Consider the following 20,562-nt stretch of genomic DNA (forward strand, 5'->3'; position numbering starts at 1 on the left):
GCGTGGCGTGACGGCACTCAAGTCAGGAGCGGTTACAACCGGTGCCAGAGCTGGTGATGCAGCTGACCAGAGCGGGTTTCCTCATCCTGCTCTGGTTGTTCGTGTTGGCTGCGCTTCGAGTCGTCCGCTCGGACCTCTACGCGGCGTCGGGACTGCGCGTCCCGACACCGAGCTTCCGCAGAGGTGCGGGCAAGGCCGCCAAGGGCGGCAGAGCTCCCCGGCAACTCGTCGTCACGCACGGTGCGCTGGCAGGCACGCGCATCACGCTTGACGGCAAGCCGATCCTCATCGGCCGCGCGGACGACTCCACGCTCGTGCTGGACGACGACTTCGCGTCGACCAGGCACGCGCGGCTGTCCATGCGCGGGTCCGACTGGTACGTGGAAGACCTCGGCTCCACGAACGGCACGTACCTCGACCGGGCGAAAGTCACGGCCCCCCTCCGGGTCCCGCTCGGCTCCCCGATCCGAATCGGCAAAACGGTGATCGAGCTGCGCTCATGACCCTCGTCCTTCGATACGCGGCCCGCAGCGACCGGGGCCTGGTCCGCTCGAACAACCAGGACTCCGTGTACGCGGGTCCTCGACTGCTCGCGCTCGCCGACGGCATGGGCGGCCACGCCGCGGGCGAGGTGGCCAGCAAGGTCGTCATCGCCGCGCTCGCCCCGCTCGACGACGACGAGCCCGGCGACGACCTGCTCGGCCAGCTGCGCGAGGCGGTGATCGCGGGCAACGGCGCGATCTCCGAGCTCGTGCAGAGCGACCCCGACCTGGACGGCATGGGCACCACGCTCACCGCCGTGCTGTTCGCGGGCAGCAGGCTGGGCCTGGTGCACATCGGCGACTCGCGCGCCTACATGCTGCGCAACGGCACGTTCACGCAGATCACGCACGACGACACGTTCGTGCAGTCGCTGATCGACGAAGGCCGCATCACCGAGGAGGAGGCGGCCACGCACCCGCAGCGCTCGCTGCTGCTGCGCGCGCTGACCGGCCACGAGGTGGAGCCGCGGCTGATGGTCCGGGAGGCCCGGCCCGGCGACCGGTACCTGCTGTGCTCGGACGGCCTGTCCGGCGTGGTCAGCCAGGAGACGCTGGAAGAGGCCATCCGCATCCCCGACCCGCAGGCGTGCGCGGACCGGATGATCGAGCTGGCGCTCAAGGGCGGCGGCCCGGACAACGTCACGGTCGTGGTCGCCGACGTGGTCGACATCGACTTCGGCGAGGACGCGCCGATAGTGGGCGGCGCCGCCGGAGACGGCAGCGAAGACCCGCCACCCCCCGACTCGCCCGCCTCGCGGGCGAGTTCCATCACCGGGCCCCGACCGGCGCCGCCGAGGGTCGAGCCGCCGCCGCCCGCCCCCGCGCCCAAGCGCCGGAGCAAGCTCAAGGCGCTGGGCCTGGTGGTGTTCCTGCTGCTGGTGCTGGCCGCCGCGGGCCTGGGCACCCGGTGGTACGTGCTGCGCCAGTACTACGTCGGGGCCACCGAGGACGGCCAGGTGTCGATCTTCCGCGGGGTCACCGGCAGCGTGCTCGGCTTCGAGCTGCACCGCGTGGTGGAGGGCTCCTGCCCGCCCGGCGCGCAGGCGTGCGAGCCGATCACCATCAACGACCTGAAGGTCTCCACCAGGGACGTGGTGCGCAACGGCATCACCAACGTGGACGGCCTGGAGGGCGCGCGCGAGGCCATCCGCAGGCTGCGCACCGAGCAGACGCTGCCGCTGTGCTCGGAGCAGACCGCCACGCCGACCTCCGAGACGACGACCACCACCACGACCACCACCACGGGCACGCCCAACCCGGACCCGTCGGCGTCCTCGTCGGCGCCGACCACCACGTCCACCACCACCGAGGGGACGCCGCTCCCCACGCTGGTGCCGGAGCCGGGCACCAACTGCCGGAAGGGTCAGTAGTCGATGGGTTCGCCGGTACCCGGCGCGGAAGGCACCCCTGTCTCCCCGGCGAGCAGCACCTCGCCGGGCCTGCGTCCGCCCACCAAGCGGAGCACCGAGCTGTTCATGCTCGCGTTCTCCGCGGTGCTGGTGACGCTCGCGCTGATCCTGGTCGAGGCCAACCAGGAGAAGGAGCTGAGCCTGCGCATCGTCTGGTACGGCCTGGCCTACCTGGCGCTGCTGTCGATCACGCACCTGGCGGTGCGCGCCTGGGCCCCGTACGCGGACCCGGTGATGCTGCCGTGCGTGGCGCTGCTCAACGGACTGGGGCTGGTGGTCATCCACCGCATCGACCTGGCCATGGAGGGCGTGGTGATGCCGGACGGCAGCGTCTGGTCGCCCGCCGCGCCCAAGCAGGTGCTGTGGACCGCGATCGCGCTGGTGCTGTTCATCGTGGCGCTCAAGGTGCTGTCCGACCACCGCACGCTGGCCCGCTACGGCTACACCTCCGGGCTGCTGGGCCTGGTGGCGCTGATGCTGCCCGGCGTGCTGCCCAGCTTCATCGCGCCGCCGATCAACGGCGCGAAGATCTGGCTGAACTTCGGCGCGTTCTCCATCCAGCCCGGTGAGTTCGCCAAGATCCTGCTGATGGTGTTCTTCGCGGCCTTCCTGGTCTCCAAGCGCGACCTGTTCACCACCGCGGGCCGCCGGGTGCTGGGGCTGGACCTGCCGCGCGCCCGCGACCTGGGCCCGCTGATCGCCGCGTGGGCCGTCGGCGTGAGCATCATGGTGCTGCAGCGCGACCTGGGCAGCTCGCTGCTGTTCTTCGGCATCGTGCTGGTGCTGCTGTACGTGGCCACCGAGCGCGCCGCGTGGGTGGTGCTGGGCGTGGGCATGTTCTGCGCGGGCGCGGTGGTGGCGTGGCGGCTGTTCGGCCACGTGCAGATCCGCGTGCAGAACTGGCTGGACCCGTTCGCCGACCCGGACGACGCCGGCTACCAGATCCTGCAGTCGCTGTTCGGCCTGGGCACCGGCGGCCTGTTCGGCGCGGGCCTGGGCAGCGGGCGGCCGGACGAGATCCCCGAGGCCAACACCGACTTCATCACCGCCGTGATCGGCGAGGAGCTGGGCTTCGTCGGGCTGGCCGCGGTGCTGCTGATCTACGCCGTGTTCGCGCTGCGCGGCCTGCGCAACGCGCTGGCGGTGCGCGACACGTTCGGCAAGCTGCTCGGCGGCGGCCTGGCGTTCGCGCTGTGCTTCCAGGTGTTCATCGTCGTCGGCGGGGTGACCAAGTTGATCCCGATGACCGGCATCACGGCCCCGTTCCTGTCCTACGGCGGCTCGTCGCTGCTGGCCAACTACATCCTGGTCGCGCTGCTGCTGCGGATCTCCGACGCGGCGCGGGCGCCCAAGTCCGCGCCCAAGCCGCGGCCCCAGCAGCCCGCGATCGCCGACCAGTTCACTGTGATGGTGGAGCGCCCGAAATGAACAAACCGCTCCGCAGGATCGGCATCGCCATGATGGCGATGATCCTGCTGCTGATGGGCAACGCCACCTACGTGCAGGTCATCAAGGCCGACGACTACCGCAAGAACCCGCACAACAGCCGGGTGCTGCTGGACACCTACTCCCGCGAGCGCGGCTCGATCATCGCCTCGGACGGCTCGCCGCTGGCCGGGGTGCAGGCCACCGACGACCGGCTGAAGTTCCTGCGCACCTACGCCAACGGCCCGGTGTACGCGCCGGTGACCGGCTACTTCTCGCTGCTCTACGGCGCGACCGGGATCGAGCGGGCCGAGGACGACCTGCTCAACGGCTCGGACGACCGGCTGATCACGCAGCGGGTGTCGGACCTGATCACCGGCCGCGACCCCAAGGGCGGCAGCGTGCAGGTGACCATCGACCCCAGGGTGCAGCAGGCGGCGTTCAACGCGCTGTCCGAGCGCGGCCTGACCGGCTCGGTGGTGGCGATCCGGCCGTCCACCGGCGAGATCCTGGCCATGGCCAGCACCCCGTCGTTCGACCCCAACCAGCTGGCCAGCCACGACACCGACGTGCAGCAGGAGACCTGGGCGGCGCTGAACAACGACGACGGGCAGCCCGCGCTCAACCGGTCGGTGGCCCAGATCTACCCGCCCGGCTCCACCTTCAAGCTGGTCGTGGCCGCCGCCGCGCTGGAGGAGGGCGCGAACAAGGAGACCCAGGTCGACGGCAGGCCGGTGATCACCCTGCCGGGCACCCAGACCACGCTGCCCAACTTCAACGACAGCAACTGCGGCGACGGGCAGAAGGCCACCCTGCAGGAGGCGCTGGCCAAGTCGTGCAACACCGCGTTCGCGGTGCTGGCCGACCAGCTCGGCCCGGACAAGCTGCGCGCCAAGGCCGCCCAGTTCGGCATCGGCCAGGAGGACCTGACCATCCCGCTGCCGGTGGAGCCGTCCACCCTGGGCCCGATGGCCGACCGGCCGTCGGTGTACCAGAGCGGCATCGGCCAGCGCGACGTGCGGGTCACCCCGCTGGCCAACGCCGTGATGGCGGCGACCATCGCCAACGGCGGCACCCGGATGCAGCCCCACCTGGTGCAGAAGGTGCTGGCCCCGGACCTGCAGGTGATCGACGAGACCGACCCGGAAGAGGTCGAGGAGGCGATGTCGCCGGAGCAGGCCCGGATGCTGCGGGAGATGATGGTCGCCTCGGAGGGCAACACCGCGGGCGGCGGCAAGCTCAGCGGCGTCACCATCGCCTCCAAGACCGGCACCGCCGAGCACGGCGAGGACGTCGGCTCGACCAAGCCGCACGCCTGGTACGTGGCGTTCGCCCCGGCGGAGAAGCCGGAGATCGCCGTCGCGGTCATCGTGGAGAACGGCGGTGACGTCGGCCAGGCCGCCACCGGCGGCAGGGTCGCCGCGCCGATCGGCCGCGCGGTGATCGGCGCGGCCCTCGGGGGACGTTGATGCTGACCTCCGGCCAGTTGCTCGCGCAGCGGTACCGCCTGTCCAGGCGGATCGCGGTGGGCGGCATGGGCGAGGTGTGGGAGGCCAGCGACACCCGGCTGGACCGCAACGTCGCGGTGAAGGTGCTCAAGGCCGAGCTCAGCGGGGACGCGGAGTTCCTGCACCGGTTCCGCACCGAGGCGCGCACCACCGCCTCGCTGAACCACCCCGGCATCGCCGCGGTGCACGACTACGGCGAGACCGCGTCGACCCCGGACGGCCCGGAGGACACCGCCTACCTGGTGATGGAGCTGGTCGAGGGCGAGCCGCTGGCAGCGGTCATCGCCAGGGGCAGGCTGACCCCGGACCGCACGCTGGACCTGCTGGAGCAGGCGGGCAACGCGCTGCAGGCCGCGCACGAGCGCGGGCTGGTGCACCGGGACGTCAAGCCGGGCAACATCATGGTCACGCCCACGGGCAAGGTGAAGATCACCGACTTCGGCATCGCGAAGGCGGCCGACGCGGCGCCGGTGACGCGCTCGGGGATGGTCATGGGCACCGCGCACTACATCGCGCCGGAGCAGGCGCTGGGGCACGAGGCCGAGCCCGCCAGCGACGTGTACGCGCTGGCGGTGTGCGGCTACGAGTGCCTGACCGGGCACCGGCCGTTCCTGTCGGAGAACGCGGTGACCGTGGCGATGATGCACATCCGCGACATCGCCCCGCCGCTGCCGCCGGACGTGCCGCCGGGTCCGCGCGCGCTGATCGAGGCGACCCTGGTCAAGGACCCCCGGCAGCGCTACCGCAACGGCGGCGAGTTCGCCGCGGCGGTGGCGGCGGTGCGCGCGGGCCAGCCGCTGCCCGCGCCCAGCGGGCTGGCGATGGCCGTGGGGCCGCCGCTGCCCCCGCCACCCCTGTCCCAGCCGCTGTCCCAGCCCCTGTCGCAGCCGCTGTCCCAGCCGGGCACCGGTCCCCCGGTGCCGCCCGCGCAACTGACCCACCCCGGCATCCCGGTGACCCACCCCGGCTCGCGCCCCGGCCTCCAGCCGGTGGGCGCGGCGCACACGGGTGCTTTCGGCCCGCTGCCCCCCGCTCCCCGCCCACCTGGGCGCGGTCGCGCTCTGCTGTGGGTTATGGTCGCCTTCCTGGTGGCCGCGCTGGTCGTGCTCGGCGTGGTCGTCTTGCGCTTGGTCATCAAGGACGACGAGGTGTCCGGTGGGGCTGGTCAGCAGGGCGGCACGAGCGCTCGACCCGCCGCTCGGGACGACTCCACCGACCGCATCCCCGGCCAGGCGGTGGCGCGGGTCGCCGAGGCGGACTTCGTCGACCTGCCCTCGGACGAGGCGGCGGCGAAGCTGTCCGGCTACGGCCTGGAGCCCGAGGTGCACACCGAGCGCGGTGGGGCGCCGCAGGACGCGAAGCGGTGCCTGGTGCGGGACGTGGCGCCGAGCGGGGACGTCGCGATCGGATCACGGGTGGTGGTCACGTGCGTGCCGACGTGATCGACCGGCCAGGCTGAACCGGCACGAACAAGCTTGAGGGTGAGACCGTTGACGAGGAGCGGGACGACGCACTGATGAGCACTCCGCGACTGCTCTCCAACCGCTACGAACTGGGCGAGACCCTCGGTTACGGCGGCATGTCGGAGGTGCACAAGGGTCGTGACGTCCGGCTCGGACGGGACGTGGCGATCAAGGTGCTGCGCGCCGACCTGGCCCGCGACGCCCAGTTCCAGGAGCGGTTTCGTCGGGAGGCGCAGAACTCCGCGGCGCTCAACCACCCGGCCATCGTCGCGGTCTACGACACCGGCGAGACCGAGACGCAGTACGGGCCGCTGCCCTACATCGTCATGGAGTACGTCGACGGCCGCACGCTGCGCGACATCGTCAAGACGCAGGGCCCGCTGTCGGGCAAGCGGGCGATGGAGGTCATGGCCGACGTGTCGGCCGCGCTGGACTTCAGCCACCGGCACGGGATCGTGCACCGGGACGTGAAGCCCGCGAACGTGATGATCACCAAGTCCGGCGCGGTGAAGGTGATGGACTTCGGCATCGCCCGCGCGGTGCACGACGGCCAGGCCGCGGTGACCCAGACGGCGGCGGTGATCGGCACGGCGCAGTACCTGTCGCCGGAGCAGGCCCGCGGCGAGTCGGTGGACGCGCGCAGCGACGTGTACGCCTCGGGCTGCGTGCTGTTCGAGCTGCTGACCGGGGAGCCCCCGTTCACCGGCGACTCGCCGGTGGCGGTGGCCTACCAGCACGTGCGGGAGGACCCCAAGCCCCCGTCGTCGCTGAACTCCAAGGTCACGCCCGCGCTGGACGCGATCGTGCTCAAGGCGATGGCCAAGAACCCGGCCAACCGCTACCAGTCGGCCGCGGAGATGCGCGCGGACCTGGTGCGCGTGCTGTCCGGGCAGCGCCCGTCCGCGCCCGCGGTGATGACCGCGGAGGACCGGACCGCGGTGCTCAACCAGTCCTCGCCGCCGCAGCGCACCGAGGTCGTCACCGGTGGCAGGCACCGCCCGCAGGCGGTGCGCGCCGCCGAGACCTCCGACGAGTCGGGGCCGCTGGACGAGGACGAGGAGCGGCGCGCCCGGCGCAAGAGGGCGATCATGATCACCCTGGTCGTGCTGCTGTGCGTGGCGGTGCTGGCGCTGGCGACCTGGATCACCATGACGCTGATGGGCGGCGACGAGGAGGACCCCGGCGCGCAGCAGGTCAAGGTGCCCTCGGTGGTGGGCCTGAACTCCGCCGCCGCCCGCGGCATGATCGAGCAGGCGGGGCTGGAGTTCGAGCTGCAGCCGGTGCCCTGCCAGCCCGGCAGCACGCCCGCGTGCGACGCCGACGACATCGACAAGGTGCTGGAGATCAGCCCCGGCGCCAACCAGATGGTCAAGCGGCTGAGCAAGGTGGTCGCCAAGGTCGGCACCAACCCCGAGCAGGCGGCGGTGCCCAACCTGGTGGGCCTGACCGCCCAGGAGGCGCAGACCAGGCTGGGCACCGACTGGAAGCTCGACCCCAACCAGCAGACCATCGAGGTCCAGGACCCGGCGCTGGTGGGCAAGGTGGCCGAGCAGAACCCGCAGGCCAACACCCAGGTGCCCAAGGGCAGCCAGATCACCATCAAGATCGGCCGCGCCCCGGAGCAGGTGCAGCTGCCGGACGTGACCGGGCAGTCGGTGGAGAACGCCACCGAGACCCTGCGCGGCAGCGGCTTCCGGGTGCAGACCAAGGACGTGGACAGCGCGGAGGAAGAGGGCCAGGTCATCGCCCAGGACCCGCCCAGGGGCCGCGCGGAGAAGAACACCGTGGTGACGCTGAGCGTGTCCAAGGGCAACCAGTTCGTGATGCCGGACCTGACCGGGCTGACCGAGAACCAGGCCCGCAACAAGCTCGGGCAGCTGGGCTGGACCGGTGACCTCCAGGTGACCGCCGAGGAACCGGTCAACGAGATCGGCCAGGACAAGAAGATCCGCAGCCAGCAGATCAAGGCGGGCACGGCGACCTCGAAGACCCAGCGGATCAACGTGGTCGTCGGCGAGTTCCAGCTCGGCGGCTCGACACCGCCCAGCCGGTAGCGCCCCCGAACGCGCAAGCCCCCACCCGGCGCGATCCGGGTGGGGGCTTCGTCGTTCGGGCTCAGCGCACGCGCGCGGCGGCGGCGAGCTGCCGCATCCCGTTCTCCAGCTGCGCCACGGTGGACTCGGGCACCTCGTAGCCGCACACCCGCAGCCAGTTGGCCAGCATCCGGTGGCCGCCCTCGGTGAGCACGGACTCGGGGTGGAACTGGACGCCCTCCACCGGCAGCTCGCGGTGCCGCATGGCCATCACCACGCCCGACTCGGTGCGGCCGGTGACCTCGAACTCGTCCGGGATGGTGTCGGGCAGCACGGTCAGCGAGTGGTACCGGGTGGCGGTGAACGGGTCGGGCACGCCCGCCAGCACGCCCGCGCCGTTGTGGTGCACCACGCTGGTCTTGCCGTGCAGCAGCTCCGGGGCGAGGTCCACGGTGCCGCCCCACACCGCGCCGATGGCCTGGTGGCCGAGGCACACGCCGAGCACCGGCACGCCGGAGTCGGCGCAGCGCCGGATGACGTCCATGCTGCGACCGGCCTTGTCCGGGGTGCTGGGGCCGGGGCTGACCAGCACGCCGCCGACCTCGCCGACCTCGTCCAGCTCCACGGCGTCGTTGCGCCGCACCACGCACTCGACGCCGAGCTGGGCCAGGTACTGGACGAGGTTGTAGACGAAGCTGTCGTAGTTGTCGACCACCAGCACGCGCATCGGTCCAGCGTAGCCGTGACCAACCTCTCCCAAGAAGTGAGCTAAGGCTCACCTAACCTTAAGGGTATGAGTCGTTCCCTGCGCGTCGCGGTCGTCGGCGCGGGCCCCGCGGGCATCTACGCCGCCGACATCCTGACCAAGTCCGAGGTCGAGGTCAGCATCGACCTGTTCGAGCGGATGCCCGCTCCCTACGGGCTGATCAGGTACGGCGTCGCCCCCGACCACCCCCGCATCAAGGGCATCGTGACCGCGCTGCAGCGCGTGCTGGACCGCCCGGAGATCCGGTTCTTCGGCAACGTCGAGTACGGCGTCGACCTCAAGCTCGACGACCTGCGGCAGTTCTACGACGCGGTGATCTTCTCCACCGGCGCGGAGAAGGACCGCCCGCTGGACGTGCCCGGCATCGACCTGCCCGGCAGCTTCGGCGCCGCGGACTTCGTCTCCTGGTACGACGGCCACCCGGACGTGCCGCGCACCTGGCCGCTGACCGCGTCCTCGGTCGCCGTGCTGGGCGTGGGCAACGTCGCGCTGGACGTGGCGCGCATCCTCGCCAAGACCGCCGACGAGCTGCTGACCACCGAGATCCCGGACAACGTCTACCAGGGCCTCAAGGCCAGCCCGGTCACCGACGTGCACGTGTTCGGCCGCCGCGGTCCCGCGCAGGCCAAGTTCACCCCGCTGGAGCTGCGCGAACTGGACCACTCCCCCAACGTCGAGGTCGTCGTGCACCCCGAGGGCATCGACTTCGACGCCGCCAGCATGGCCGCCATCCGCTCCAACAAGCAGGTCGAGATGGTGGTCAGGACGCTGCAGGAGTGGGCCATCCGCGACGTCGGCGACCGGCCGCGCAAGCTGCACCTGCACTTCCTGGAAGCGCCCGTGGCGGTGCTCGGCGAGGACGCGGTGACCGGCCTGCGCACCGAGCGCATGGAGCTGACCGGCGACGGCGGCGTGCGCGGCACCGGCGAGTTCACCGACTGGCCCGTGCAGGCGGTGTACCGGGCGGTGGGCTACCTGTCCACCCAGCTGGCCGACCTGCCGTTCGACCACGCCACCGGCACCGTGCCGCACGCCGCCGGGCGCGTGCTCGACCTGGACGAGCAGGCCCTGCCCGGCGTGTACGTCACCGGCTGGATCAAGCGCGGCCCCATCGGGCTGATCGGGCACACCAAGGGCGACGCGCTGGAGACCATCACCAGCCTGCTCGCCGACGCCGACGCGCTGCCCGAGGCCGCCCACCCGGAAGCCGACGCGATCGTGCGGTTCCTGGAGCAGCGCGCGGTGCCGTTCACCACGGTCGAGGGCTGGCGCAAGCTCGACGCCCACGAGATCGCGCTGGGCGCCGAGCGCGGCCGGGAGCGGATCAAGGTCGTCGACCGGGAGAGCATGACCGCGATCTCCCGGTCCTAGTCGCGGCCGCCGCGCCCGTCGGGTAGTGGAAACCTGCCCCGGCGGGCGCGGCGGGTAGTACTTGCAGGTGCGGATCGGGGAGCACTGTCACGCGAAGGCGGCGCCGATGGCGTCGCCGATCTCGTTCAGCACGTCGCGCGAGACCTGGACGTCGCGGGTGAAGGACAGGAACGCGTGGGGCACCCCCTCGACCGGTCGGTGCGTCACCGGCACGCCGGCCTCGCGCAGCGCGTCCGCGTACCGGATGCCCTGGTCGCGCAGCAGGTCGAGCTCGGCGGTGACGATGAACGCGGCCGGGAGCCCGGCGAGGTCCTCCGCGCGCAGCGGGGAGACGCGGGGGTCGGCGCCCTCGTCGGGGGTGTTCAGGTAGGCGCCCCAGAACCACTCCAGCCAGTGGCGCGTCAGCAGGGGGCCCGCGGCGTGGTCGTACATCGACGCGCTGTCGTCGAAGCGGTCGGTCGCGGGGTAGGCGAGGGCCTGGAAGGTGACCGCCGGTCCGCCGCGGCGCTTCGCCTCCTGCGCGGTGACGGCGGCGAGGTTGCCTCCCGCGCTCTCCCCGAACAGGGCGATGCGCCGCGGATCGCCGCCGAAGGCGCCCGCGTTCCGCTCGACCCACCGCAGCGCCGCGCAGGCGTCCTCGACGGCTCCGGGGAACCGGTGCTCCGGCGCCAGGCGGTAGTCGACGGAGACGACGATGGTCTTCGACCGCGTCGCGACGACCCTGGCGTAGTGGTCCTGGCTGTCGAGGTCGCCGAACACCCAGCCGCCGCCGTGGAAGAACACCGTCACCGGAGCGGGCGAGCCCGGCGGGACCGTCTCGGGCGTGTAGACCCGGACCGGGACGTCGTGGTCACCGTTGCGGAAGCTCGTGTCGCGGACCTCGCGCACGGGGACGACGTCACCGGCGAACGAGGCGAACGCCAGGCCGGCGGCGCGGTTCTCCGCCACGGTGAGGGTGTTGGCCGCGGGGGTCGCGGCCAAGTCGTCGAGCACGGCCTGGATCTGCGGGTTGAGGGCCATGGGGGTCGCCTCTCGGGGTGCCGGAGCGGGCAGTTGGAATGATCTCTCCAAACGTAGGCAGCGCGAAATTGGAAAGTCAATTCCAATCCTTGCTAGGCTGGCTCGCATGCCGACCACAGGTGTCGAGACCAGGGTCAAGGCGGCGAGCACCGAAGGCGGTCGTCGCACGCGGGACCGCATCCTGCGCGCCGCCGCCGAGCTGATGTTCGAGCAGGGCGTCGCGGGCACGAGCATCCCCGACGTGCAGCGCCGCGCTCAGGTGAGCGCCTCGCAGATCTACCACTACTTCGGGGACAAGAAGGGCCTCACGGCGGCGGTGATCGAGTACCAGAGCACCGTCAAGCTCGAACAGCAGCGGCCCCTGCTCGACCACCTCGACAGCGTCGACGCGCTGCGCGAGTGGTGCGAACGCGCCGCCGTCCGCCTGGACGCGGTGCACTGCGCGGGCGGCTGCGAGATCGGCTCGCTCGCCAGCGAGCTGTCCGACATCGACCCCTCGGCCCGCCTCGGCCTGGCCACGGGATTCGCCGCGTGGCAGGCGGCGATCGAATCCGGGCTCGCCCGCATGCGCGAGCGCGGCGACCTCGGAGCCGACGAGGACGTCACGGCGCTCGCGGTCGCGCTGCTGGCCGCGATCCAGGGCGGCATGCTCCTGGCGCAGGTGAACCGGGACGCCACCCCCTACCGCCGCGCGGTCAACGTGGTCATCGACCACATCGCGGACCGCGTCGCGGCGGCCCGCGCTGCCCGGTCCACCGATCGCTGACCACGGGCGGTGCCCGTCGGGTGGTGGAAACCTGCCCCGACGGGCGCGGCGGGTAGTACTTGCCGGTGGTTACTGGGTGGTGACGTTGTTGAACGGCAGCAGCGGCTCCGCCCACGGGAACACCACGAACATCAGCAGGGCGACCACCCCGGCCACCAGCAGCAGCGCCTGGACCAGGCGCAGCGGCAGCGGGCCGGGCAGGTGCCGCCAGATCCACCCGTACATCACTGCTCCTTCAGCTCGGGCGGGAGGAAACCGGGCGCCTTGGGGTAGTTCATCGCCAGCACCGCGTGCACGATCAGCCGCTGCTTGTCGGAGAAGCGCGGGTGGCAGGTGGTCAGCGTCATCATCGCGATCTGCTCGGCCTTGGGCGTGGTGCCGTCGGCGACGTGCGGCACCTCGTTGATCACCTCGCCCTGGCTGGGCAGCACGATCTCCTGCCCCTGGGTCTGGGCGTAGGGCCCGCCCAGCGGCGCCACCTTCGCGCACTTGGGGTCGGACGCCTTGCTCGCCCAGTTCGCGACCTCGCTGTTCTTGGGCAGCATCCGGTAGACGAACCACTGGGTCTGCGTCTCCACCACGATCGCGTCGCAGGAGTTGAGCAGGTCCAGGTCGTTGAACGGCGCGCCCTTGCCCACCCGGTGGCCCGCCACCGAGAAGTTGCCGGGCTCGCCGGGCAGCGCGGTGCCCACGTAGTGGCCGGGGCCGATCTCCAGGTGCTTGTCGGTGGTGCCCTCGACGATGGAGAACTTGAAGTCCGGCCCGAACACCGGGATGTACATCTTGGCGAACGCCTGGCCCTCGATCAGCTCGTACTGGGCCTGGCGCTGCTGGTCGCCGCCGACGGTGTTGGCGTTCCACTGGTCGTCCAGCGCGGCCGTGGCGTCGTCCTGCTTGCCCGCCGAGATCAGGTCGGTGACGTAGACCTCGTAGACCACGAACAGCAGCATCACCAGGCCTGCGGTGATCAGCAGCTCGCCGATGGCGCGCACGGTCTTGCGCCCCGGCCCGTCCGGGGGCGGCGGTGGCGGCTTCTCCTCCTCGCGGGCGTCGGCCTCGTAGTCGTCGCCGTAAGCGTCGCTGTAGTCGTCGCTGTACTTGTCGCCGTAGTCGTCGCCGTAGTCGTCCTCGTCCTCGTCCCGCACCGGCTCGATGACCTCGGTCGGCGGGTCCACCGGGAGCGGCCGGGGCCGCTGGTGCGGACGTTGGGGCGGGCGCTGGGACGGGTGCTGGACCGGGTGCTGGGGCCGGGGCGGCGGCAGGCTGCCGGAGAACGCGTTGGCGTTGTACTGGGTCGCCCCCGCCTGCGGCACCGGGGGCACGTAGCGGGTGGCCTCGGTGGAGTGCCGGGGCGGACCGGCGGGCACCGGCGCGGGGGGCACCGGGGCGGTGTACTGGGTCACGTCCGTCGGAGACGCGACGGGCACGTGCCGGGTTGCCCCCGGCGGCACGGGGCGCGGCCGGGGGCCGGTTTCCGGCGGTTGGCCCTGGGGAAACCGCGACACCGGGTGGGGCGCCGGGTAGGGCGTCGGGCGCGGCCCCCGAGGCGGCTGTCCCGGCGGGCCGCCCTGCGGCGCGGGCGGGTCGTAGCTCACCGAAGAAACCTCCCGAACCGAGCGTCCATGACTACACGGTGCTTCGCGGACCTGCTCGGTTACGTTAACGTGTTCCTCCAGCAGTGGACGTTAAGTCGTGCCACTGGAGACCTATCCACCCGTCAGGCGAGGACAGCATGCCCAAGTCCAAGGTCCGCAAGAAGGCCGTCTACACGGCGCCTGCCGATCGCCGCACCCCGGTGAAGGTCAAGGCGGCGGGTCCTTCGCACCCCGTCTACATCGCCGTGATGCTCGGCATGATGCTGCTCGGTCTGGCGTGGCTGGTGGTCAACTACATCGCGGGCGACCGCATCCCGGTGATGATGGACCTCGGGTCCTGGAACTTCGGCATCGGCTTCGCCCTGATGATCATCGGTCTGCTGATGACCATGCGGTGGCGCTGACCACGCGCTACGCCTCGCGCATGACGGCCCGGACGTGCTCCACGTCCGGGCCGTCGCACGTTCACCCGACCGTGGGTCGACCGCGTCGGCGGGTGCTCGAAGCACAGCGCTGTAAGTCATCCCCAATGGGGACAACTCCTGTGGACAACTTTGCGCCAAAATGCACAAGCGCCGGTCGCGGGCGGGAGTTGTCCACAGCAGGCCGGCCGGATGCGGGACACTCGACCGCGTGACCACAACTCCGACCACCCGGTCCTGGGCGCCGCGCCCGCAGGTCGTCGCCCTGGCGTGGGCGCTGGCCGCGGTGGTGCTGCTGGTGGTGCTGCTGAGCGAAGAAGCCACCACCCGGCTGCTGATGGGCAGCGCCACCGCACTGCTGCTGTTCCTGGGCGTGTACGGCACCTACGTGCGCCCCCGCCTGCTGGTGGACGACTCCGGCCTGACCGTGCGGACCCTGTTCGGCGCCCGCCACCTGCCGTGGCACGAGGTGAAGATCCGCCTGGCGCACACCCGCAGGCTGGGCCGGGAGAGCCGCACGCTGGAGCTGGACTGGCAGCGCGGCGAGGACGAGCACCTGGTGGTGCTGACCCAGCTCGACCTGGGCGCGGACCCGCGCGACGTGGCCGACGTCCTGCACGCGCTGAGGCCGTGAGCGGCGACCAGCGCGCCGATCAGCTCTGGCCGAGGTCGACGACCAGACCGGGGCGGGCCACCTCCAGCCGTCCCGCAAACGCTTGCGCCGCTGCCGCGATGGACACTTCCGGGTCGGAGTCCGGCCACAGGTGGGTGAGCACGAGCCGGTCCGCGCCCGCCGCGGCGGCGTGCTCCCCCGCCTGTCGGGCAGTGGACAGCATCGGCGCGTTGTCGGCGGGGCGCACCCGCTCGGGGAAGGTCGCCTCGGCCAGGAAGACGTCCGCGTCGCGGGCCAGGGCCACCAGGTCCGGTGTCGGACCCGTGTCCCCGGTGTAGGACAGCACCCGCCCACCGGCGGTCAGCCGCAGGCCCGCGTTGGGCACGAAGTGCGGCAGCGACCAGGTCTCCACCCGGAACGGCCCGACCTCGAAGGGCGCGCCCGCGTCGAACTCGCGCAGGTCGTGCTCCAGCGGCACCTGGTCCAGGGCCAGCACGCGGTCCAGCGCGCCGGGCAGCGCGTGCACGGGCAGCGGCGGGGCCGGGACGTCGCCCAGCACGCGCGCCCGCAGCAGCGGGTTGAGGTCGGCGCAGTGGTCGGGATGGCCGTGGCTGACCAGCACGGCGTCCACGTCGTGCGCGGGCAGCAGCGCCAGCAGCCGGGGCAGCACCGCGTAACCGGGGTCCACCAGCAGCCGGAAGCCTTCGTGCTCGACCAGGTAACCACCGCACGGCTGGTGCGCGGTCGGCCACGCGCCCGCACCGCCCAGCACCGTCAACCGCACGGCTCAGCCCAGCAGCGCGGTCCGGGTGACCACCAGCAGCACCAGCACCAGCAGCGCCGCCACCACCGCCCCCGCCTGCCAGAACACCCGGCCCGGCTTCGGCGCGTAGACCAGCGCGGCGGCCATCGCCGCGCCCACGAACAGGCCACCCAGGTGGCCCAGCCAGGAGATGTTGGCGACGGTGAAGCTGAACACCACGTTCACGCCGAGCACCATCAGCACCGGCGTCAGGTTCGCCCGCAGCTTCAGCTGCGTCACCAGCAGCGCGCCCAGCAAGCCGTAGATCGCCCCCGAAGCACCCGCCACCGGCCGGTCCACCGAGTCGAACAGGTACACCGCCACCGAGCCGCCCAGCAGCGACAGCAGGTACACCGCCAGGAAGCGGGTCCGGCCGAACACCGGCTCCAGGAGCTGACCCAGCACGTAGAGGGCGGCCATGTTGAGCAGCAGGTGCAGCGGGTCGTTGTGCAGGAAGCCCGAGGCGACCAGCCGCCACCACTCGCCGAAGTACACGCCGATCGGCCACATCACGAAGTCGGCGTACAGCTGCGACCCGCGCAGGTCCACGGCGCTGCCCGCCTGACCGGCGGTGACCAGGAACGCCACCGCGTTGAGCGCGATCAGGACCGGCGCGACCACCATGCGCCGGGGGTTGTCCTCCGCCCCCGCCACGGTGCGGGCCGTGCGCGTGGTCCGGTTGCCCTCCATGACGCAGTCCACGCACTGGTGGCCCACCGACGCCTCGCGCAGGCAGTCGGGGCAGGAGGGCCGGTCGCAGCGCGAGCACCGCAGCGCGGTGACCCGACCGGGGTGGCGCACGCAGACCTGGCGGTCCGGCTGCGCGCCGATCGGGTCACCGGGCGGCGGTGGGGTCGGGGACGAGGCCACTCAGCCCCGCTCGATCGAGACCTTCTCGATCACCACGTCGGTGACCGGGCGGTCACCCGCGCCCGTGCGGGTCGCGCCGATGGCGTCCACCACCTGACGCGACTCCTGGTCGGCCACCTCGCCGAAGATGGTGTGCTTGAAGTTCAGCCAGGTGGTCGGCGCCACCGTGATGAAGAACTGGGAGCCGTTGGTGTTCGCCCCCGCGTTGGCCATGGCCAGCAGGTACGGGCGGTTGAACTGCAGCTCCGGGTGGAACTCGTCGGCGAACCGGTAGCCGGGGCCGCCGCGGCCGGTGCCCGTGGGGTCACCGCCCTGGAGCATGAAGCCCGCGATCACCCGGTGGAAGATCGAGCCGTCGTAGAACGGGCCGCTGGTGCCGCCCTTGGCGTTGGGCTCGGAGTAGTCCTTGGTGCCCTCGGCGAGCCCGACGAAGTTCGCCACCGTCTTGGGGGCGTGGTCGGGGAACAGGTTGAGCCGGATGTCGCCCTGCGAGGTGTGCAGGGTCGCCGTCACCTTGGTCCCGACGAGGGATTCGTTGCTGTCTGCCACAGCACCATCGTGCCATCAGTGGGCCGTTCGCGAGCGGCGCGGTTGGGGAACGGGCAGGATGGGTACTGCCCAATCGTCACTGACCGACAGCTTGTGGAGCGCGATATGGATGAGGTACAGGCCATGACCCGTGCGGGCGAGTCGGTGGGCAAGGCCGTGGGCACGGGAATCCGCGCCGCCCGCCTCGGCGCCGTCCGCGCTGGCCACGCCGGTGCTGCCGGGGCCGCTCAGCTGGCGGAGCGGGCGGAGGCCAAGCTCGCGGAGCGCGGGGTCACCGCCGACCGCGTCCGAGGGGTCGTGGCCGACCGGGCCGTGGCGCTCGCCGAGCGCGCCGGTGAGGTCGAGAAGACCACCCGCCGCCAGCGCAAGCAGCTCGCGAAGAAGGCCGAGGCCATGCGCAAGGACGTGGTCAAGGCCGCCGAGCGGGCCCGCAAGGAGGCCAAGGTGCGCGCCAAGGACGTCCGCAAGGCGGCCAAGAAGGCCCGCAAGGAGTTCGCGGTGGTGCCGCAGCCCAAGCGCCGCCGCTGGCCGTGGGTGCTCAGCGTGCTGGCCGCCGGTCTGGTGGCGGGCTACGTGGCGCTCACCCGCAGGCCGCAGGAGGTGCACCTGCAGGAGGAGGCCACCGAGGCGCCGACCCCGGTGACCGCCGACCAGGTGGCGCCCGCGACGGGCACCACCGCGGACAGCACGGCGGGGACCTCCGCGGGCACCGCGGGCGGCAGCACCGACACCACGCCGGGCAGCACGACCGCCGACGGCGACACGCCGCAGCAGACCGCGGCGCGCAACGGCCGCGTGTCCGACCGCGGCTGACCGGCTCACCACTCGGCCGCCGTCCCAGGGGCCGTTCCCCTGGTGCGGCGGCCGTGAGCGCCTCCGCTACAGACCCAACTCCTCGATCGCCGTCGAGGCGACCTCACGCGCCTTGATGGTCTGCCGCTGGTTGCTGGTCACCACCACCGCGGCACCCCCCTTGGCCACCGCGTAAACCGCGCCCTGCTCGCCCACCAGCGACCCGCCCTGCCAGCCCGCGGGCACGCTGGCCGGGCTGGAGTCGGCGACCGGCGCGGCCCGGTCCACCACCGCCTTGGCCGTGGCCTCCTCCCCCTGGAACACCCACACCGACAGCTGCACCTCGGTGGCGTTGGCGTAGAAGAAGCACGCCGGCGTGGGCTGGTCGGCGGACAGCCGCACCTTGCGCACCAGCTGCCCGTTGGCCTGGGCCACGTAGTCCGAGTCCAGGTAGGGGCAGTCGCCGTCGGCGGCGGGCTGCGGCATCGGCGGCGGCCCGGCGGGCGCGCTGGACCGCTCGGTCGTGGTCTGCACCGCTTCGGGTGATTCGGACGTCGGCGCGGCCGTGGACCCGGTGTCGCCGCACGCGGACAGCGCAGCGGTGAGGACCAAGGTGGGCAGGGCGCTCAGCAGCACTCGGTTCATAGGCGCGTCAGTCAACCAGACGAGCGGACAGTAAATCGACAGGGTGACGATCTATGCACGTAACGTGAACACGGTTACCTTGATTCGTACCCTGCCGGCCGCCCGTACGACGTGAGGACTGAATCGAGATGACCTTGTTGGATCGCGGTCGTGACCACGCCTTGGCGGTGTTCCGGATCATCGTGGGCTTCCTGTTCGTCTGCCACGGGTTGCAGAAGGTGTTCGGGGTCCTGGGCTCCAAGGGAGCCGTCCCGCTGACCTCCTGGCCCGCTGGCCCTGCCGGGCTCATCGAGCTGATCGGCGGTCTGCTGATCATGCTCGGCCTGTGGACGAGGGTCGCCGCGCTGATCTCCTCGGGAGCGATGGCCTACGCCTACTTCGTGGTGCACCAGCCGAGGGGTCTGCTGCCCATCGAGAACGGCGGTGAACTGGCCGCCGCCTACTCGTGGGTGTTCCTGCTGCTGGCCTTCACCGGCCCCGGCGCCTGGGCGCTGGACCGGGTGATCGCCGCCCGCAAGGGCCAACCGGCCGAGCTGGCCACCGCGTAGCGACGGCGCAGCGGAACGGACGGGAAAGGCCCCGCACTCCGTGGAGTGCGGGGCCTTTCCCGTTGACGCGGTCCCACCGGAGGCGGACAGGCGTCCCACCCCTCAACACAGAAGAGCGGAACCCGGTTCACCGGATTCCGCTCTTCCGCAATTCTTGGGCTTACTGGTGGTGGAGACGAGGGGAATCGAACCCCTAACCCCCGCCTTGCAAAGGCGGTGCTCTGCCAATTGAGCTACGTCCCCGTCCGAGGAGCGGCAGCTCGACCGCCCTCGCGGGCTCAGTCGTTCGGAGCAGTGGCCTCGCGCCACAGGTCCGCGTCGGCCTTGGCCGAACGGCTGCGCTTGACGAAGAACAGAACCGCACCGGCGACAGCGACAAGTGCGATGATCTTCTTCACGTCTGTTCCCCTCTGACAAATCCTGCGAACTTCCGGTGGGCCTAGGAGGACTCGAACCTCCGACCTCTTCGTTATCAGCGAAGCGCTCTAACCGTCTGAGCTATAGGCCCTCGGGGCGACGACGGCAACTCTACAACACCTGCCGCCGCAGCCCCAAATCGGGTCACTCCCGTTCGGACAAGGTCACTTCCAGCCCACCCGCGAGATCGGCCGAGACGTTGTAGACGAACGCCCCCACCGTGGCCAGCGCGGTGAACAGCACGATGTTGACCGCGCCGATGATCGCCGCCACGCCGAACACGCGCCCCGCGCTGATCAGCGGGTCACCCGTGGGCTCGTTGCCCTGCAGCAGGTCGTTCGCGGTGTTGTTGATCTTGTCCCACACGCCCATGCCGTTCAGCACGCCGTAGAGCACGCCGACCGCCACCAGCCACACGAAGAACAGCGCCACGCTCAGCACCAGCGCCAGCTTCAGCACCGACCACGGGTCCACCCGCTTGATCTGCAGGCTCGCCCGGCGCGGCCCCCGCCCCGGACGCCGCACCGCCGCGCTCGCCACCGGCCTGCCCGACGCCGCCCCCAGGTTCACCGACGTGCGACCCGCCGCCGCCTGGGCCGCCGCCTGGGCCGCCGTCGCGGGCGGCACCGGCCGCGGCACCGCCACCGTGTCCGGGTCCGACGCCGGGTAGGCGGGCTCCGCCCGCTGCTCCGGCCCCCGCACCTGGTCACCCGGCCCCACCTGCTGGGCCTCGCCGTACCGGGCCTCCCCCGGCTGGCCCGCGCCCGGCTGACCGTTTCCCTGCTGACCACTGCCCTGCGGGGCCTCGTCGTGCTGGACCTCACTGGTCGCCCGCAACCAGGGCGGCGGCGCCGCGGAGTGGCCGTCCGCCTTCTCCGCGGCCGCCTCGGCCTGCTCACGACCCTCACCCGCCGATGTGTCCACCGTCGGCTGTTCGGCGTTGTCGGTCGACCCCGCGGCACTCGGCCGCGTGATCACGGCGGTCTTGTCCGCTTCCCGACCTTCT

General features: G+C 71.8%; 21 protein-coding genes, 2 tRNA genes and 1 pseudogene. 12 read left to right on the top strand and 12 right to left on the bottom strand.

What is annotated here, in order from left to right:
* The first annotated feature begins 41 nt into the window (after nucleotides 1–41).
* The 6 genes from IEZ00_RS03520 to pknB all read left to right on the top strand — a co-directional run bounded on the left by IEZ00_RS03520 (nucleotide 42) and on the right by pknB (nucleotide 8,401).
* Nucleotides 42–503 (top strand): FHA domain-containing protein FhaB/FipA, encoded by a 462-nt coding sequence (locus IEZ00_RS03520; RefSeq protein ID WP_189221518.1) that lies wholly within the window; start codon nucleotides 42–44, stop codon nucleotides 501–503.
* Nucleotides 500–1,912 carry a PP2C family protein-serine/threonine phosphatase gene (locus IEZ00_RS03525; RefSeq protein WP_189221519.1) on the top strand — a complete coding sequence of 471 codons (1,413 nt, stop codon included), beginning with the start codon at nucleotides 500–502 and terminating at the stop codon, nucleotides 1,910–1,912. The genes IEZ00_RS03520 and IEZ00_RS03525 overlap by 4 nt, the downstream gene beginning before the upstream one ends.
* Nucleotides 1,913–1,915: 3 nt before the next feature.
* Entirely contained in the window at nucleotides 1,916–3,379 is a 1,464-nt protein-coding gene (locus IEZ00_RS03530) for an FtsW/RodA/SpoVE family cell cycle protein (RefSeq protein WP_189221520.1), read from the top strand.
* Nucleotides 3,376–4,845, top strand: coding sequence for a peptidoglycan D,D-transpeptidase FtsI family protein (locus IEZ00_RS03535; RefSeq protein WP_189221521.1), 1,470 nt, complete (start codon nucleotides 3,376–3,378; stop codon nucleotides 4,843–4,845). Before IEZ00_RS03530 ends, IEZ00_RS03535 begins: the two co-directional genes overlap by 4 nt.
* Nucleotides 4,845–6,326, top strand: coding sequence for a serine/threonine-protein kinase (locus tag IEZ00_RS03540; RefSeq protein ID WP_189221522.1), 1,482 nt, complete (start codon nucleotides 4,845–4,847; stop codon nucleotides 6,324–6,326). Before IEZ00_RS03535 ends, IEZ00_RS03540 begins: the two co-directional genes overlap by 1 nt.
* 74 nt (nucleotides 6,327–6,400) lie before the next feature.
* Nucleotides 6,401–8,401 carry a Stk1 family PASTA domain-containing Ser/Thr kinase gene (gene pknB, locus IEZ00_RS03545; RefSeq protein WP_189221523.1) on the top strand — a complete coding sequence of 667 codons (2,001 nt, stop codon included), beginning with the start codon at nucleotides 6,401–6,403 and terminating at the stop codon, nucleotides 8,399–8,401.
* Nucleotides 8,402–8,462: 61 nt separating this feature from the next.
* Here the strand turns inward: pknB and IEZ00_RS03550 are convergent, their stop codons facing one another.
* Nucleotides 8,463–9,107: an aminodeoxychorismate/anthranilate synthase component II gene (locus IEZ00_RS03550; protein WP_189221524.1), complete on the bottom strand. Its 645-nt coding sequence runs from the start codon at nucleotides 9,105–9,107 to the stop codon at nucleotides 8,463–8,465.
* 66 nt (nucleotides 9,108–9,173) lie between these two features.
* Between IEZ00_RS03550 and IEZ00_RS03555 the strand changes: the two genes are divergently transcribed.
* Complete coding sequence (locus tag IEZ00_RS03555; RefSeq protein ID WP_189221525.1) at nucleotides 9,174–10,517, top strand: FAD-dependent oxidoreductase; 1,344 nt, start codon at nucleotides 9,174–9,176, stop codon at nucleotides 10,515–10,517.
* An 87-nt stretch (nucleotides 10,518–10,604) separates the two neighbouring features.
* Here IEZ00_RS03555 and IEZ00_RS03560 read toward each other — a convergent pair whose 3' ends face one another.
* Nucleotides 10,605–11,537 carry an alpha/beta hydrolase gene (locus tag IEZ00_RS03560; protein WP_189221526.1) on the bottom strand — a complete coding sequence of 311 codons (933 nt, stop codon included), beginning with the start codon at nucleotides 11,535–11,537 and terminating at the stop codon, nucleotides 10,605–10,607.
* A 106-nt stretch (nucleotides 11,538–11,643) separates the two neighbouring features.
* Here IEZ00_RS03560 and IEZ00_RS03565 point away from each other — a divergent pair, with 106 nt between their 5' ends.
* Nucleotides 11,644–12,303 (top strand): TetR/AcrR family transcriptional regulator, encoded by a 660-nt coding sequence (locus IEZ00_RS03565; RefSeq protein ID WP_189221527.1) that lies wholly within the window; start codon nucleotides 11,644–11,646, stop codon nucleotides 12,301–12,303.
* 69 nt (nucleotides 12,304–12,372) lie between these two features.
* Here the strand turns inward: IEZ00_RS03565 and IEZ00_RS03570 are convergent, their stop codons facing one another.
* Together IEZ00_RS03570 and IEZ00_RS03575 are read right to left on the bottom strand one after the other, a co-directional pair.
* A complete protein-coding gene (locus tag IEZ00_RS03570; RefSeq protein ID WP_189221528.1) occupies nucleotides 12,373–12,528 on the bottom strand; it encodes a hypothetical protein in 156 nt (51 codons plus the stop codon).
* Nucleotides 12,528–13,706, bottom strand: coding sequence for a class E sortase (locus tag IEZ00_RS03575; RefSeq protein WP_306344644.1), 1,179 nt, complete (start codon nucleotides 13,704–13,706; stop codon nucleotides 12,528–12,530). The genes IEZ00_RS03570 and IEZ00_RS03575 overlap by 1 nt, the downstream gene beginning before the upstream one ends.
* Before the next feature lie 329 nt (nucleotides 13,707–14,035).
* Between IEZ00_RS03575 and crgA the strand changes: the two genes are divergently transcribed.
* Both crgA and IEZ00_RS03585 read left to right on the top strand, forming a co-directional pair.
* Entirely contained in the window at nucleotides 14,036–14,302 is a 267-nt protein-coding gene (gene crgA, locus IEZ00_RS03580) for a cell division protein CrgA (RefSeq protein WP_189221529.1), read from the top strand.
* Between the two features lie 229 nt (nucleotides 14,303–14,531).
* Complete coding sequence (locus IEZ00_RS03585) at nucleotides 14,532–14,954, top strand: PH domain-containing protein (protein ID WP_189221530.1); 423 nt, start codon at nucleotides 14,532–14,534, stop codon at nucleotides 14,952–14,954.
* Between the two features lie 19 nt (nucleotides 14,955–14,973).
* Here IEZ00_RS03585 and IEZ00_RS03590 read toward each other — a convergent pair whose 3' ends face one another.
* The 3 genes from IEZ00_RS03590 to IEZ00_RS03600 are packed head-to-tail and all read right to left on the bottom strand — an operon-like array spanning nucleotide 14,974 to nucleotide 17,154.
* Nucleotides 14,974–15,717 carry an MBL fold metallo-hydrolase gene (locus IEZ00_RS03590; protein ID WP_189221531.1) on the bottom strand — a complete coding sequence of 248 codons (744 nt, stop codon included), beginning with the start codon at nucleotides 15,715–15,717 and terminating at the stop codon, nucleotides 14,974–14,976.
* A gap of 3 nt (nucleotides 15,718–15,720) precedes the next feature.
* Nucleotides 15,721–16,605 carry a rhomboid family intramembrane serine protease gene (locus IEZ00_RS03595; RefSeq protein WP_189221532.1) on the bottom strand — a complete coding sequence of 295 codons (885 nt, stop codon included), beginning with the start codon at nucleotides 16,603–16,605 and terminating at the stop codon, nucleotides 15,721–15,723.
* On the bottom strand, nucleotides 16,606–17,154 hold the full coding sequence (locus tag IEZ00_RS03600) for a peptidylprolyl isomerase (protein ID WP_189221533.1): 549 nt from the start codon (nucleotides 17,152–17,154) through the stop codon (nucleotides 16,606–16,608).
* 105 nt (nucleotides 17,155–17,259) lie between these two features.
* Between IEZ00_RS03600 and IEZ00_RS03605 the strand changes: the two genes are divergently transcribed.
* Nucleotides 17,260–17,967 (top strand): hypothetical protein, encoded by a 708-nt coding sequence (locus tag IEZ00_RS03605; protein WP_189221534.1) that lies wholly within the window; start codon nucleotides 17,260–17,262, stop codon nucleotides 17,965–17,967.
* 66 nt (nucleotides 17,968–18,033) lie between these two features.
* Here the strand turns inward: IEZ00_RS03605 and IEZ00_RS03610 are convergent, their stop codons facing one another.
* Nucleotides 18,034–18,606, bottom strand: a complete 573-nt coding sequence (locus tag IEZ00_RS03610) for a DUF2020 domain-containing protein (protein WP_306344645.1) — start codon at nucleotides 18,604–18,606, stop codon at nucleotides 18,034–18,036.
* A gap of 113 nt (nucleotides 18,607–18,719) precedes the next feature.
* Between IEZ00_RS03610 and IEZ00_RS03615 the strand changes: the two genes are divergently transcribed.
* Complete coding sequence (locus tag IEZ00_RS03615; protein ID WP_189221535.1) at nucleotides 18,720–19,139, top strand: DoxX family protein; 420 nt, start codon at nucleotides 18,720–18,722, stop codon at nucleotides 19,137–19,139.
* Nucleotides 19,140–19,306: 167 nt separating this feature from the next.
* Here IEZ00_RS03615 and IEZ00_RS03620 read toward each other — a convergent pair.
* The 4 genes and pseudogenes from IEZ00_RS03620 to IEZ00_RS03630 form a co-directional block, all read right to left on the bottom strand.
* Nucleotides 19,307–19,382, bottom strand: a tRNA-Ala gene (locus tag IEZ00_RS03620).
* Between the two features lie 38 nt (nucleotides 19,383–19,420).
* A pseudogene (locus IEZ00_RS36175) lies at nucleotides 19,421–19,537 on the bottom strand (DLW-39 family protein); the annotation flags it as partial.
* 36 nt (nucleotides 19,538–19,573) lie between these two features.
* Nucleotides 19,574–19,647: transfer RNA gene (locus tag IEZ00_RS03625), tRNA-Ile, on the bottom strand.
* A gap of 53 nt (nucleotides 19,648–19,700) precedes the next feature.
* Nucleotides 19,701–20,534, bottom strand: a complete 834-nt coding sequence (locus IEZ00_RS03630) for a DUF3566 domain-containing protein (RefSeq protein WP_229795056.1) — start codon at nucleotides 20,532–20,534, stop codon at nucleotides 19,701–19,703.
* Nucleotides 20,535–20,562: the final 28 nt, after the last annotated feature.

Origin of the sequence: Saccharothrix coeruleofusca (genome assembly GCF_014648515.1) — a bacterium.
GTDB lineage: Bacteria > Actinomycetota > Actinomycetes > Mycobacteriales > Pseudonocardiaceae > Actinosynnema > Actinosynnema coeruleofuscum.

Excerpts from the sequence above, each read along its gene's own strand:
- IEZ00_RS03615 (WP_189221535.1), top strand. The coding sequence starts at position 18,720 with ATGACCTTGTTGGATCGCGGTCGTGACCACGCCTTGGCGGTGTTCCGG.
- IEZ00_RS03605 (WP_189221534.1), top strand. The coding sequence starts at position 17,260 with ATGGATGAGGTACAGGCCATGACCCGTGCGGGCGAGTCGGTGGGCAAG.
- IEZ00_RS03570 (WP_189221528.1), bottom strand. The coding sequence starts at position 12,528 with ATGTACGGGTGGATCTGGCGGCACCTGCCCGGCCCGCTGCCGCTGCGC.
- pknB (WP_189221523.1), top strand. The coding sequence starts at position 6,401 with ATGAGCACTCCGCGACTGCTCTCCAACCGCTACGAACTGGGCGAGACC.
- IEZ00_RS03560 (WP_189221526.1), bottom strand. The coding sequence starts at position 11,537 with ATGGCCCTCAACCCGCAGATCCAGGCCGTGCTCGACGACTTGGCCGCG.
- IEZ00_RS03530 (WP_189221520.1), top strand. The coding sequence starts at position 1,916 with ATGGGTTCGCCGGTACCCGGCGCGGAAGGCACCCCTGTCTCCCCGGCG.
- IEZ00_RS03565 (WP_189221527.1), top strand. The coding sequence starts at position 11,644 with ATGCCGACCACAGGTGTCGAGACCAGGGTCAAGGCGGCGAGCACCGAA.
- IEZ00_RS03525 (WP_189221519.1), top strand. The coding sequence starts at position 500 with ATGACCCTCGTCCTTCGATACGCGGCCCGCAGCGACCGGGGCCTGGTC.
- IEZ00_RS03535 (WP_189221521.1), top strand. The coding sequence starts at position 3,376 with ATGAACAAACCGCTCCGCAGGATCGGCATCGCCATGATGGCGATGATC.
- IEZ00_RS03550 (WP_189221524.1), bottom strand. The coding sequence starts at position 9,107 with ATGCGCGTGCTGGTGGTCGACAACTACGACAGCTTCGTCTACAACCTC.
- IEZ00_RS03540 (WP_189221522.1), top strand. The coding sequence starts at position 4,845 with ATGCTGACCTCCGGCCAGTTGCTCGCGCAGCGGTACCGCCTGTCCAGG.
- IEZ00_RS03555 (WP_189221525.1), top strand. The coding sequence starts at position 9,174 with ATGAGTCGTTCCCTGCGCGTCGCGGTCGTCGGCGCGGGCCCCGCGGGC.
- crgA (WP_189221529.1), top strand. The coding sequence starts at position 14,036 with ATGCCCAAGTCCAAGGTCCGCAAGAAGGCCGTCTACACGGCGCCTGCC.